At 38.0% G+C, this 14,375-nt stretch carries 13 protein-coding genes and 1 pseudogene; 3 read left to right on the plus strand and 11 right to left on the minus strand.

The genetic code is table 11. From position 1 onward, the window contains the following. Positions 1-190 precede the first annotated feature (190 nt). The 4 genes from adhE to EPJ90_RS08355 form a co-directional block, all read right to left on the minus strand. Positions 191-2,830: a bifunctional acetaldehyde-CoA/alcohol dehydrogenase gene (adhE, locus tag EPJ90_RS08340; protein ID WP_161637412.1), complete on the minus strand. Its 2,640-nt coding sequence runs from the start codon at positions 2,828-2,830 to the stop codon at positions 191-193. A gap of 164 nt (positions 2,831-2,994) precedes the next feature. After that, on the minus strand, positions 2,995-3,378 hold the full coding sequence (locus tag EPJ90_RS08345; protein ID WP_125163707.1) for a hypothetical protein: 384 nt from the start codon (positions 3,376-3,378) through the stop codon (positions 2,995-2,997). Further along, the gene (locus tag EPJ90_RS08350) at positions 3,375-4,220 is read right to left on the minus strand and encodes an aldose 1-epimerase family protein (protein ID WP_200542977.1); all 846 of its coding nucleotides are present in this window, start codon (positions 4,218-4,220) and stop codon (positions 3,375-3,377) included. The genes EPJ90_RS08345 and EPJ90_RS08350 overlap by 4 nt, the downstream gene beginning before the upstream one ends. Positions 4,221-4,334: 114 nt before the next feature. Further along, positions 4,335-4,742, minus strand: a complete 408-nt coding sequence (locus EPJ90_RS08355; RefSeq protein ID WP_125163709.1) for an OsmC family protein — start codon at positions 4,740-4,742, stop codon at positions 4,335-4,337. Positions 4,743-4,921: 179 nt separating this feature from the next. On the opposite strand from EPJ90_RS08355, the gene EPJ90_RS08360 reads away from it, so the two are divergent. Genes EPJ90_RS08360 through EPJ90_RS08370 form a run of 3 tightly spaced genes read left to right on the plus strand, consistent with a single transcriptional unit; the run spans position 4,922 to position 7,110 of the window. After that, a complete protein-coding gene (locus EPJ90_RS08360) occupies positions 4,922-5,653 on the plus strand; it encodes a methionine ABC transporter ATP-binding protein (RefSeq protein ID WP_342671846.1) in 732 nt (243 codons plus the stop codon). Then, positions 5,650-6,312, plus strand: a complete 663-nt coding sequence (locus EPJ90_RS08365; RefSeq protein WP_161637414.1) for a methionine ABC transporter permease — start codon at positions 5,650-5,652, stop codon at positions 6,310-6,312. Before EPJ90_RS08360 ends, EPJ90_RS08365 begins: the two co-directional genes overlap by 4 nt. A gap of 9 nt (positions 6,313-6,321) precedes the next feature. After that, the gene (locus EPJ90_RS08370) at positions 6,322-7,110 is read left to right on the plus strand and encodes a MetQ/NlpA family ABC transporter substrate-binding protein (RefSeq protein WP_161637415.1); all 789 of its coding nucleotides are present in this window, start codon (positions 6,322-6,324) and stop codon (positions 7,108-7,110) included. 46 nt (positions 7,111-7,156) lie between these two features. Here EPJ90_RS08370 and asnA read toward each other — a convergent pair whose 3' ends face one another. The 7 genes and pseudogenes from asnA to EPJ90_RS08405 form a co-directional block, all read right to left on the minus strand. Next, positions 7,157-8,161, minus strand: coding sequence for an aspartate--ammonia ligase (gene asnA / locus EPJ90_RS08375; RefSeq protein WP_161637416.1), 1,005 nt, complete (start codon positions 8,159-8,161; stop codon positions 7,157-7,159). A gap of 79 nt (positions 8,162-8,240) precedes the next feature. Beyond that, complete coding sequence (locus EPJ90_RS08380; RefSeq protein ID WP_200542978.1) at positions 8,241-9,386, minus strand: YibE/F family protein; 1,146 nt, start codon at positions 9,384-9,386, stop codon at positions 8,241-8,243. Further along, on the minus strand, positions 9,386-10,789 hold the full coding sequence (locus EPJ90_RS08385; RefSeq protein ID WP_161637418.1) for a murein hydrolase activator EnvC family protein: 1,404 nt from the start codon (positions 10,787-10,789) through the stop codon (positions 9,386-9,388). The genes EPJ90_RS08380 and EPJ90_RS08385 overlap by 1 nt, the downstream gene beginning before the upstream one ends. Continuing rightward, entirely contained in the window at positions 10,789-11,715 is a 927-nt protein-coding gene (locus EPJ90_RS08390; protein ID WP_161637419.1) for a metal ABC transporter solute-binding protein, Zn/Mn family, read from the minus strand. Before EPJ90_RS08390 ends, EPJ90_RS08385 begins: the two co-directional genes overlap by 1 nt. Positions 11,716-11,894: 179 nt before the next feature. Then, positions 11,895-13,298, minus strand: a complete 1,404-nt coding sequence (locus tag EPJ90_RS08395) for a murein hydrolase activator EnvC family protein (protein ID WP_200542979.1) — start codon at positions 13,296-13,298, stop codon at positions 11,895-11,897. Between the two features lie 85 nt (positions 13,299-13,383). Continuing rightward, complete coding sequence (locus EPJ90_RS08400; RefSeq protein ID WP_161637421.1) at positions 13,384-14,142, minus strand: tyrosine-protein phosphatase; 759 nt, start codon at positions 14,140-14,142, stop codon at positions 13,384-13,386. 117 nt (positions 14,143-14,259) lie between these two features. Then, a pseudogene (locus tag EPJ90_RS08405) lies at positions 14,260-14,375 on the minus strand (IS30 family transposase); the annotation flags it as partial.

A 14,375-nucleotide genomic window follows, 5' to 3' on the forward strand; every position in this document is an offset into this window, starting at 1 on the left:
TCTTTCATTTTTTTATCTAATTGTTTATACTTCATATGGGAGCTCCTTTTAGTCGGGTGGGCTCCTTTTATTATACAAAAACAACCGCACCTTGGGTGGTGCGGTTGAGATTTGAATTTAGGAAGCCCACATCTGCTGATGTGGGCTTTTTCTTTGCACCGGTAGAGCGATGCTTTTTTAAATCGTTAAATTATTTTTTTGTTTTTGTAGGAATTTTTCCTGCAGGATAGTAAGCATGTTCAATAATTTCCTTCATATCCTTAACAAGTGGAAGACGTGGGTTACATGGTGAACATTGGTCTTCGTATGCAAGATAAGCAATGGTTTCTGTTTCAGCCATAAATGCTTTTTCATTAACACCTTGTTCTTGGAAACTCATCTTAATACCACAACGAACGGCTAAGTCATGACATGCTTGCGCATAACTTTCAACACCTTCTTCGGTTGTGCTTGCAGGTAAGCCAAGGATACGTGCTAATTCAGCATAACGTTCATGGGCACGGTATACATTGTATTTTGGCCATAATGAAGGTTTTTCTGGATGTGTACCATTATAACGTACAACATAAGGTAAGAGAATTGCATTAATTCGTCCGTGAGGCATTTCGTGGAATTTACCACCAATTTTATGTGCTAATGAGTGACTCATACCTAAGAATGCATTCGCAAATGCCATCCCTGCAAGGGTTGAAGCATTATGCATTTTTTCACGCGCATCCAAGTCGTTTTTTCCGTTATGAACTGCACGTTCAAGGTTTTCAAAGACCATTTTAATGGCTTGAATTGCAAGACCATCTGTATAGTCATTTGCGAAGTTTGAAACATATGCTTCTGTAGCATGTGTTAATACATCAAGACCTGTATCTGCAGTTACGGATGCAGGAAGGTTTGTTGTGAAGATTGGGTCAACAATCGCAACAGTTGGAACAAGTGAGTAGTCCGCAAGTGGGTATTTCTTATTTGCATCTGTATCGGTGATAACTGCAAATGGTGTAACTTCACTACCGGTACCGGAAGTTGTTGGGATACATACAAGTTGTGCTTTTTCACCCAAGTCTGGGTAACGGAATGCACGTTTACGGATATCCACAAATTTTTGTTTAAGATCGTTAAAGTCTACATCTGGATGTTCATAGAAGATCCACATACCTTTAGCGGCATCCATTGGTGAACCACCACCTAAAGCAATAATTGTATCCGGTTGGAATGATTTCATCATTTCATAGCCACGTTTAACAGTGTTTAATGATGGATCTGGCTCAACATCGCAGAATAATTGAATTTGAACTTTGTTACGACGTTTATTAAGTTGTTCAACAATTAAGTTGTAGTAACCTAAATCAACCATAGCACGGTCTGTTACAACGAATACACGTTCAACATCACGCATTGATTTTAAATATTGAATTGAGTTTCTTTCGAAATAAATTTTTGATGGTACTTTGAACCATTGCATATTGTTATTACGTCTCCCAATCTTTTTAATATTCAAGAGGTGAACTGCACTTACGTTATCGCCTACTGAGTTATGTCCGTATGAACCACAACCAAGTGTTAATGAAGGAATAAAGTCATTATAGATGTTACCAATTCCTCCAAAGGTTGATGGTGAGTTCCAGATAATACGAATTGCAGGAACAGTTTCTCCAAATTTTTCGGAAAGTTCTTTTGATTTTGTATGGATTGCTGCTGAGTGACCCAATCCATCAAATTCAACCATTTGACGTGCTAAGCTGATTCCTTCATCGCTGTCTTTTGATTTTAAGACTGCAAGAACTGGTGATAATTTTTCACGTGTTAGAACTTCGTTAGGTCCTACTTCTTTACATTCTGCGGCTAAGATTACTGTATTTGAAGGCACTTTAATCCCTGCTTGTTCAGCAATCCATGTTGCATCTTTCCCTACAACATTTGGATTTAATTTTGCTTCAAGAACATTTGCATCGCCACTTGAAACTCCGAACATAAATTTCTCAACTTTTTTCTTATCTGTAGCTGAGAGGAAGTGCATACCGTATTTTTTGAATTTTTCTATGGCTTCATCATAAACGTCTACGTCAATAATCACAGCTTGCTCTGAAGCACAGATCATTCCGTTATCAAATGATTTTGATAGGGCAATATCGTTAACAGCTTGGGCAACATCTGCTGATTTTTCAATATATGCAGGAACGTTTCCGGCACCAACACCAAGTGCAGGTTTACCGCATGAGTAAGCAGCACGAACCATTGCATTACCACCGGTTGCAAGAATTGTCGCAACACCGTCGTGGTTCATCAGCTCATCTGTTTTTTCTTTTGATCCACGTTCAATCCATTGAACACAGTGTTCAGGAGCCCCTGCAGCAACTGCAGCTTCATAAACAACTTTCGCAGCCGCAATACTACATTTTTGTGCAGATGGGTGGAATGAGAAAATAATTGGATTTCTTGTTTTAAGTGAGATTAATGATTTGAAAATTGCAGTTGATGTTGGGTTTGTAACGGGTGTAATTCCACAAATAACCCCTACTGGATCAGCAATTTCGGTAATCCCTGTGATGTCATCATCACTGATAACACCAACTGTTTTAAGGTGACGCATATGGTTAATAACATGTTCACATGCAAATAAGTTTTTCGTTGCTTTGTCTTCAAAACAGCCTCGTCCTGTTTCTTCAACAGCAAGTTGCGCTAAAACACCGTGTTGATCGAGTGCAGCAACACTTGCTTTCGCAACGATATAATCGACTTGTTCTTGATTTAAATCCATAAAACCTTTTAATGCTTTTTGAGCATTCGCAACGAGTTCATTGACTTCGTTGTCCAATTCTACTTTTTTAGTTGTCATGGTATGTGACCTCCCTTGTTATTTCTTTCACATACATATTGTATGTTGGATCAAAGGCTGACTCAAACAAATGAACGTAAAAAAGCGCAAATAAAAACTAAATTCGTGAGGATGAAACAAGTTAAGCGTTTTCATTGTGAAAACTATCACGAATTTAGTAAGTTTTATGATTTTGCGTCAAATTTTGTTTTACAGTTTGGACACGTAATCTCAATTTTTCCTTTTCGTCGCGGAACACGAAGTCGGGTTTCGCACGTCTTGCATGTGAAATATTTATACTTCGGCCATGACTTAATGCGATTCCATTTCGCGTTTCCTTTACTTAAAAATGTAAGATACGCTTGATTCTCTTGATATCGTTTTTGAATCTTACGCGAGAAGGTACGGTAATAGACATAAACTAAAAGTAACAACCAAACCCCTTGCAACCAAACTTGTCGGGTAAAAATCCCAACAATCGCCACAACCACACCTAAATAAAGAAGATGTTGATTCAGTTTATCCGTTCCATAACGGCCCTGCATCATTTGAATAAATTTTTGCTTCATTGAAACGTCACCGTATATTGATGCACAATGTCATCACTTTTCTGAAGACGCTTAATTCCAAGCTTTTCACGAATATCAGGGTATCCACCGTATTCATCCGCAATACCTACCCAAGGCTCAATACATACAAAAGGTGCCATTACACCTTCCTTACAAGGACGCCATAACGCTAAGTAGTCAAAGCCTTCGTAAGCTACCGTAACGGATTCTTGGGTGTTCTTGTTTATTAATGTCACTTCTGAAGTATGATCATAGATTAAGGTTGTATCCTTGAAGTTTGCTTCATTCACCTCAAGTCGATCTAATTGAACGGGAGCCTTTCCATCAATAAAGCCTTCTTTGAGTCCGTATTGATGAACGTTTTCAGTTTGTTCAAAGACAAACTCATAATCATCTTCATCATCAAGTAGAAAAGCAGGATGTGCTCCAATGGCATAAAACATTTCGTTCTCATCTTTATTAAAGATATGCCACGTTACAGTGATCCGTTTTCCATCTAATTTATAAGCAATTTGTACTTTGTGTTTGTATGGATATACTTCCAACAGTGAATCATTACTGTGAAACTCAAATACAAATTCATTTTCAGTATGACGTACAACTTCAAATTCTTGGTCTCTTAAAAAACCATGTTGCGATAATTGATAGTCTTGACCATCGATTGTATATTTTCCATTAAATACTTTTCCTACAATGGGGAAAAGGACTGGAGAAACACGTCCCCAAAATGCAGCATCACCGTTCCACATTAATTCTTTTTGCGTCTCTTTATTTAATGCGCGACGAAGCTCTGCACCTTTACAATCAAATTCTAAAAGTAACGATTCATTTTCTAATTTCATCCTTATGCCACCTCATTTTACGTTTTGATTATATCATGTCTTTATGCAAACAATGCTTCATTCCCCAAATTTACATTAAATAACATAATACAAAAAAGCAGTCCTTTCGACTGCTTAGTATGCTTCCACAAATACATCAACATGTTCGTTGCCATGAATCAGTTTTGATACAGGGCATCGTTCATGGGCTTGACGTACAAGACGTTCACTTTCTTCTAAGGAAATTCCCTCTACGGCCAAATATGCATAGGCACTGAAGTAATATCCTACTCCATTTGCCTCTTTATGGAGGTCTACCTCAACACGCACTCTTGAATTATGTTCGAGTTTTCGTGCTTTTAAGAGTGCTTGACTTGTGGCATTAAGGCATGTTGCCCACGACATTGCAAGAAGTTGTTCTGGATTCGAACCTTCTTGAGGATCTAAAGGCGGTGTCATTGTAAGTGCTAGACCGTCTTCAATTCGAGTTTGATTTGGCACAGTTGTTTCATTGATTGCCGTTGTTTTATAAATCGATGTCATGTTTATCATTCTCCTTTTTTTATTATTATACATGAGTCTGTATTTATGAACCTTCAGAACGCTCATTTTGTTAGTAAAATCACGTTATTTTATTGTTTTTTTATGAGTATATCAGGTGAAAATCAGGTATAAAGCCACTATAATAACGGTGGGTTAATGAGCTGGGAGGTTTTATTATTATTGAGTTTAAAAATGTTTCTAAACATTATCAAGGTAAAAACAAAACATTCAAGGCACTCGACAACGTTTCATTTGAAATCAAACAATCTGAAATTTTCGGAATTATTGGTGAAAGCGGAGCCGGTAAGTCAACTGCGCTGCGTTTAATCAATGGATTAGAACAGCCCGACGATGGTGTCGTTTACGTTGATGGCATCGATTTAAAATCACTCTCAAGTAACGCAATGCGTTCACTTCGTAAAGAGATTGGCGTCGTTTTCCAAAATTTCAATTTATTGGGGAATCGTACTGTGTTTGATAACATTGCCTTGCCACTAAGACTTGCAAAGAATAAAGATTGTAATGTGGTGTCTGAAGCGCTTTGCTTTGTACACCTCGAATCAAAGATCCACCACTATCCTGCACAACTTAGTGGTGGAGAGCGTCAACGTGTTGCCATTGCACGTGCATTGATTACCAAACCGAAGATTTTAATTTGTGATGAACCATCATCTGCTTTAGATCCTCATACTACCAAAGAAATTCTTGAGGTTTTAAAACAGATTAATCAACAATTCGGCACAACGATTGTGATTGTTACTCATGAATTAGAAGTTGCGAAGATGTTGTGTGATCGGGTTGCGATTTTGGATAATGGAACGCTTCATGAAGTGATTTCAGTAAATCGTCACGATGAAGACAATCCAACACCCTCTTACGCAATCCATGCAAAGGACTATTTATTACAATGATATCGATATACGCTGAATTTCATGCTGAGTTGCTTAAAGCACTGAGCGAAACCTTTATTCTTTTAGGATTTTCAATTCTATCTGCACTTTTAATTGGATTACCACTGGGCACACTTATCTACCTTACCCGAAAAGACGGGTATTACGAAAATCGATTTGTTTCATTTTTCTTAAATGGATATGTGGATGTGGTGCGTTCGTTTCCGTTTTTATTATTTATTGTGTTTATGATTCCGGTGACTCGATTCTTAATTGGGACTTCACTTGGAACTTATGCAGCCTCAGTACCCATGAGTTTTGTTGCAGCGGCATTGTATGCTCGATTTGTTGAACAAGCACTCCTCGAGGTTCCTCAAGGAATTATTGATAGTGCCCTCTCACTTGGAGCAACACCGTTTCAACTTGTTTTTAAATTTCTGTTTGTTGAAGCACGATCAGGACTTGTCCTCGGACTTACATCTTCCATTATTAGTTATGTAAATTACTCGACGGTAATGGGAGTTGTTGGTGGCGGCGGAATCGGGGACTTCGCAATGCGATATGGTTATCAACGATTTGAGTGGCAAATCATGTATGCAACCATTCTCATTATGATTGTTCTTGTACTGATGATTCAATTCACAGGAAATAGAATCGCTAAACGAATTGATAAGCGATAAGGAGAAAAGATGATTAAAAAAAGACTTGTATTACTCACAGCAATGCTCATGCTTACCGCATGCGGCGCCAAAAAAAATCCAGATGACATGAAGTTAAAGGTTGCATCACATATGATGCCAATGACCGATGTTGTCGAAATTGCTAAAGAGGAATTGAAAAAAGACGGTTATGAACTTGAACTTGTATCCGTTTCAGACAATACCCAAGCTAATACTGCTCTTAATAATAAAGAAATCGATGCCAACTTCTTCCAACATGTTCCCTTTATGGAAATGTTCAACAAGAGTCAAAGTGGTAACCTTGTAGGCATTCAACCAATCTATGATGCAATTGTAGGTTTCTACTCAAAAGATCTTAAGGACATTAAGGATCTTAAAGATGACGCAAAAATCGCAATTCCAAATGATGCAGTCAACCAAGCTCGTGCCCTTCTAATCTTGCAAGATGCTGGACTCATCACATTAAAAGATGGTGTTAAATATGATGCAACGATTAAAGACGTAACAGATCATAAAAACTATCAGTTTATTGAAGTTGATCTCTTAACTTTAAATCAAGCATATGAAGAAGTCGATCTCGTATTCAACTATCCTACTTATATTAAACAAGTTGGACTCACACCAAGTGATGCGCTAATTTTAGAAAAATCAGATGGACATTATGCAATTTCATTAGTAGCACGTGAAGATAATAAAGATGATGCGAAAATTCAAGCACTAAAAAAAGCCATGACAAGTGATGCTGTTCGTAAATTCTTAACAGAAGAACACAGCGCAACACTCTCACCAGCTTTCTAAACACGAAAAAACCTCTCGATATCCATTGAGAGGTTTTTTTATTTACTTATAAGAGTTCTATTTTTCCTTTACATGTGTCTAAAGTCTCATCATCCCAAAGACTTACTTGAACTTCACCAATATGTGCATTTCCCAATAACAGCATACACATACGGCTCTGACCAATCCCACCACCAATTGTTAGTGGAAGTTCATCGTCTACGATCATCTTATGGAAATCATATTTTAAGCGATCTTCTTGATTTGCCTCTTTAAGTTGATACAACATCGCTTCGCGATCGACACGAATTCCCATGCTGGATAGTTCAAGTGCAATCCCAAGCGGTTCATGCCAGAACAACAAATCTCCGTTTAAAGACCAATCATCATAGTCCGGAGCGCGGTTATCATGCGGTTTTCCACTCTTGAGTTTATCACCAATTTGAATGATAAACGTTGTATGATGTTCCTTAACATATGCGTTTTCTCGTTCTTTAGAGCTCAAGTTTGGATACAAATCTTCCAATTCTTGACTTGTAATAAATGATACATTTGAATCAATCATGACATCCACATCTTGATACTTCGTATGTAAACGACTTGAAGTTTCCACGATCGCATTCACAATGCTTTGAACCGTTTCTTTTAGATAATCTATCGTACGTTGTTCACGTGAAATCACACGTTCCCAATCCCACTGGTCCACATAAATTGAGTGAATGTTATCCAACGCTTCATCACGGCGAATTGCATTCATATCCGTATAAAGACCGTTTCCTTCTCTAAAATCATATTGATGTAACGCCATGCGTTTCCATTTTGCCAAGGAGTGTACTACTTCACCCTCTGCATCCAGTGAGGGAACGTCAAAACGAACCGGACGCTCCACACCATTTAAGTCATCATTTAAACCCGAATTTCGTGCCACGAACAAAGGCGCAGAAACCCGTTTTAATTTTAAACTTCCTGTGAGCGCCTCTTCGAAGCAACGCTTAATAAATCCAATCGCAGTTTGTGTGTCATAAACACCAAGTCTGGACTGATATCCTTCTGGTACAATAGTTTTTTTCATATAAACACCCCTTATCATCTATTTGTACTGATGATAATTCTACCATACATAGATATGAAAAACTATGATATACAACCATTTAACTACAGGTTTTCGTATTCGTTTTTCGTTGTAAACGCTTTTGAATCCAACTCATAAAATATACGGTTAATGGAACGGCTGCCATCATGCCGATGGAACCAACAAGTGCTTGGAGGACTTCAACGGAAAACCATAAGCTATTGAGAATATAGGTACCACTTCGCTGATAGAGATTTAAGAGTATGATTGATGGCAAAGCACCTCCTGTATATGCCAAGACAAGCGTTGTGACCATGGTTGAGATTGCATCAATGCCCACGTTCATGCCTGCTTTCACGAGATCGCGTCTTGGTAAGGACGCTTCGATTTCAATCATCTCGCACATTGATGAAGCAATAGACATTGAAATATCCATCATCGCCCCAAGTCCCCCAATGATTACAGCACCGAAGAGAATTTGATTTACATTGAAAGGCTGTTCGCGATTCATCATCGCAATATACGAGTATTCTTCTGACGCTGCACCTCGAATCTTTAAAAAGAAGACAATCAGCATTGCCGATACGATTGCGACCAAAACACCCCCCAGTGTCCCAATAATAGAAGCCATTGTTTTCTTGGAGAATCCCGACAATGTGATAAATGATAGAAGGGTAATGCAGAGCGCAACAACCAATACCAAAAGATACATATTTTGTTGGGCTAAAATACCAGGTATAAAGACGGTTCCAACCACGAAAACCGTTGACGCAAACGACATTAACGTTTTCAAACCTTGTTTTCTTGCAATAACCAGTAAGAGGATACTAAAGATCCCAATCACGACAAATACACGCATGCTTCGGGTTGGACCATTGAGCGTATACTGGACCCCCTCATCATTTGTCGTTTGATTCAATAGAACAGAGTCCCCTTTTTGTAATGGAAGAAGGGCCTGAGCCGTATTTTCACTCAAGGATTGTTCGATTGAAATTGTTTTATTAAGATATGGAAAAGATTCAGAGTATACTTCTAAAAATAGCTTCGTCATTTTCGTTGTTTCATCTTTTTCGGTTCGGACCTTTGTTACGGTTCCTTGATACAAAGCGTCATGTTTACTTTCCAAGGACTGTGCCATAACCGCATGATTTTGAAAGTGATACGATAACAACGAACATAAAATGATGATTAGAAGGATGACCCCGTGAGGTAGGTATTTTCGCATCAATATTCACCTCCAAGTGTGTATTGGTATATCGTCATAGGGTTTTCACGACATGGAACACTTCGACCATTGGTATCACAGCGCATATTCCACCCATTCCCCCAATAAGCACCACCTGTACCAAAGGTTACCGACCGATCCCATCGCTCGTATGCTGCTTCAATCGAATCTTCACCGAGATAATAAAGTTCATGATGTAGATGGGGTCCCATGGATAATCCTGAAGAACCCATTTGCGCTAACACTGTTCCGCCCGAAACGATATCACCTGGGGAAACGGTCATACTTCCTTCTTTTAAATGAGCAAACATCGCTCCATAAACAACACCATTTGTCTTAAAGATCATGGTGATGTAATTACCAAATCCTCCATTACACGAGCCGTTTGGATACGATCCATATGTGGGACACCCTCCATTAACTGCCGTTATAAGTCCCGACCCCGGTGCCAATATATTGAGACCAATCGATCCTGTAACGGAAGCTAAATCCACCCCCATGTGATGACCACCCCATGGATAAGTCCAAGTTCCTGCGGATACCCAGTATCCACTTTCAACGGGGCGAATAAAGCCATTGGTTTCTTCAATACTCGAGATTCGACTTAACAAGCGACTGTCAAGATCGATTTTTTCTTGGAGTTCGTCATATTGGAGTTCGAGTGCTTTGTTTTTCTCCATCAAGGAGGCAATCGTCTTTTTGACTTTTTCCATGTATGCTTTCTTAATCGTTTCTTGTTCTTCAATCAGCTTGTTTTTTTTCTCTAATTCTTGGCGTTGATGATTTAAATGTTCTTTTTCTAAATCAAAAACCTTCTTTGCTTCAATTAATTTATTTACGGTAAGATCATTGCTTTCCTTAATGCGCGCAATCCCTTCGACACGGCGAATGAGGGAGACAAAATCGACGGCCGCAAAGACAAACTCGACTAGAGGATCGACGTAAAGTTGTGATTGAGAGGTTGCAATGTTTTTCTTTACTTTTTCATTTAGCACATCAATTTCTTTTTGATAGACATCGATATTAATTTGTGTTTGTTTGATGTCTTCATTGATTGCGGTAATGGAATTTTTTAATTCACGAGCAGTTGCGGAAAGGGTATTAATCTCTTCTTGATAAACTCGAATTGTTTCCTGTTGGGTATCAATCGATGTATTGATATCGTCTTTTTGCTTTTCAATATCTTTAAGACGTGTTTGGGAATCGCTTATTTTTTGATTAATATACTCTGTGAATTGACTGCATAAGGTTTCATGCTCCCGCGATGCTTGACCAGAGCATAGGTCATGGAAATATGCTTCATCTTTTTTAAAGTCATTTTCAGATAGGGCGTGAATGGGCGAAATGGAAAAAAAGAGTGCAAGCACTGTGAGTATACTTACACCCTTTCGTTTTTCAATCATTAGAGTGACAATCCCTCGACAAGACTTTCCAAGTTTTCATGCATGACTTTAAAATAATCGGTGCCCTTTTCTAAATCTTGCTTTGATAAACTCTCAAGCGTGTTTAATTTAAGAATTCTCACACCCGTTTCTTTGGATATCGTTTGGAGTAATTTATCATTACTGAGTGATTCCATATAGATTGCTTTGATGTTTTGATTCTTAATGTATTGGATGGATTCATCCACTTGCTTTGCAGTTGGTTCACTACTTAGAAGACTGCCTGCAATGGCAACTTGTTCGATACCATAGGGCTCAAGCATATATCCATATGCTGTATGATCTACGACAACTTCTTTGTTTTTCACATTGCGTAACTTATTTTCAAAATCATTGCTTAATGACTCAAACTCAGCACCATAACGTTTAAAGTTTTCTTCGTAATATTCTTTGTTTTCTGGATCTACTTCCACAAAAGCATCTTTAATGTTTTTCATTTGTTGATAGGCATTCATGGGATTCATCCAAATATGTGGATCATATTCACCGTGATGATGATCATCATGATCGTGATCGTGATCGTGATCATCATGGTCATGACCCTCATGGAGGGTCACCCCTTGGCTCGAATCAACAATCTTTAATTTTTCATTTTTTACACTTTGTAATGTTTTAGGAGCCCATGCCTCAAAACCAGCACCATTCATAATAAAAACATCGGATTCTTGAATACGAATGATATCATTTGCACTTGGTTCATATCCATGTGCTTCCCCACCTTCAATAATGTTTTCGACTGCTACTTTATCGCCTCCGACTTTTTGCGCGAAATCATAGAGTGGATAAAAACTTGTCATTACTTTTAATTTTCCAGATTCATCTTTATTCTGTGCTTGACAACCCACTAGCATCATCAAGACAAGCAATACTAAACCTAATTTTTTCATTTCAAATCCTCACTTTCGTGGCCTTGCATTTCCAAAATATGAATGTTTTAAGTGTTACCCTAAATTCACACCCATTTATTTAAATGCGAAACGTTTGCAACAAAAGAATAACTTTGTTCTCCTTTTTTGTCAATGGATATGTTCAAAAAAATAAAAAAGTCGAGATTTTCACTCGACTTTTAATATTCTGCTTCATAAGTATAATTAAATATTTTCATAGGGTTTTCGCGACATGGAGCATCATGATTGTTCATCTCACAACGTTTCTCCCAACCGTTGCCCCAATTTGCGCCTCCCGTCCCAAAGGTTATGTTTCCATCCCAACGATCATATGCAGCCTCAATGCTATCAGAACCAAGATAATAAATTTCTAAATGAAGATGAGGACCCGAGGATAAACCTGAAGAGCCCATATTCGCAATCACATCGCCTGCACGAACTACAGATCCGGGTGACATCTTAAATGAATTTTCTTCAAGGTGTGCAAACAACGCACCATAAATTTTTCCATTCACACTAAACATCATTGTCAGATAATTACCCCAACCTCCATTACAATTCCCGCGAGGATACGAACCATAGGTTGGACATCCACCTTGTGTCCCAGTAATAATACCCGAGCCCGGAGCAAGAATTTCCAAGCCCACACGCGCATCAACATGCGCTAAATCAACACCCATATGACGACCGCCTTTTGCATAATGCCACGTGCCTGTTGATACCCAATAATTTGATTTTATCGGTCGTACAAATCCATTTTCATTGGGTAAATTTCGAAGGTCTAAAAACAGTTTGTTCTCAAAACTTATCTTTTCTTGAACCTCTTTACTTTGATCCTCAAGCACTTGATGTTTGGCCATCAACGATTGAATCAAATCTCGGACTTCCATCTGATAGACTTTGATATCATGCTCTTCTTTTTTTACAGACGCTTCTTTCGCTTCCAATTGTTCTTTTTGAGATAACAAGTGCTCTTTTTCTTCATCAAATGCCTTTCGTGCAGCAATCAACTCATTTACCACACCATCATTACTCTGCTTAATTCGTGTCAACCCTTCCATGCGACGAATTAAATCCACAAAATCTGCAGCTCCAAATACAAACTCTATATAATTATTTACATAAAGAGAGGATTGTGAAGCACGAATATTGAGTTTCACTTTCTCTTCCAAAACTTTAATTTTATCTTCAAACACTTTAATCTTGGCTTCGGTCGCCAAAACATCTTCTTCAATGATTCGAATACTCTCTTGAATCTCCATAACACGTTCTTTTAAAACCAAAATTTCTTTTTGGTAAACTTCTAACAATTCATTATTATCTTCAATTTCCTCTAAAACCGTCTCTTTTTCTTCACGAATCCGTCTTAATAATGTTTCCGAATCCGCAAGTTTTTCATTAATATATTCGGTAAATCCAGAACACTCATCCTGATGATCACGTGCGCTCGCCCCAGAACACAACTCATGATAATAACCTTCATCCCGTTCATAGTCGGTGCGTGAAAACGCATTGATGGGTTGAATGCCAATCAATGCGAACACCAGGATGATAGTAATGCCTTTTTTAAAACGAGATGCCATGAATCTAAACCCCTCAAATCACTTTGTGAAACTTTCGTGAACATTATACCATAATTTAAAATAAAACGATTGCCATTGGCAACCGTTAGTATTCGATATAGATCTTTTTTAGTGTCTCCACATCTTCTTCCGATAGTAATAAACCTTCTGAAACATAAGTTTCAAAATCCCCGTAAATTTCTTCAATAGCATCCCACGCTTCTTTAAGGTAACTGGTATCCACCGTCATGTATCCACGAATATTATTCACCTGATCATCCGTTAGATTTTCTTTAACTTTAAATCCCGCCAATTCTTTTTCAACGAGTTCATGAGTCATTGTATTGGTTTCAAGATAATCTGCTAAGATTGCTTCATCACTCGCTCCCAATATTTTAAGAATTTGAGCAGCCGCAAAACCCGTTCGGTCTTTACCTGCAGTACAGTGAAAATAAAGAGCTCCTTCTTTATTTTTAAGAAGATATTTAAAAAATATACGATACTCATCCCGTGCATCGTGACTTTCCACAAACAATCGGTTTAAACCTTTCATGTGTTCTGTAGAAATTTCACGTCGATATTTAAGTGCCATTTTTTCTGGATCTGCATTCTGTTGTGCTTTAGTCATAATGTCAAGATGAATGGCTTCAACACCTTCAATCACCTTATTTGGTTTTTCTTCGATTTCGCGATCAGATCTTAAATCAATAACCATTTTAAGGTGGTATTCGTTAAGAAGACTCGACACCGTCTCATCATCCAAATCATAGAGCGGACCACCCCGTAAAAGTTTATGGTGTTTTACGTGACCTTCTTTTACTGGAATCCCCCCTAAATCTCTAAAATTACGTATTTTATGATGCATCTTTAAACCCTCCTTACATTTTATTATAAGGGTTTTCGGTTATCAAAGTAGTGTTTGGTATCAATCCGTTTATTTTAGATATAAAAAGCACCCGAATCCGGGTGCTTTTTTCTTTTATCAAATCTCAACCGCACCACTTTTACTTTTATTAAAGTCTATCTCATAGGCCGTTTTGAAGTCAAATATTTTTCGCGGCATTGAGTTAATTTTGAAGCAAATATCATCAAGATATT

Source organism: Erysipelothrix sp. strain 2 (EsS2-7-Brazil) (assembly GCF_016617655.1).
GTDB classification, from domain to species: Bacteria; Bacillota_I; Bacilli_A; order Erysipelotrichales; family Erysipelotrichaceae; genus Erysipelothrix; species Erysipelothrix piscisicarius.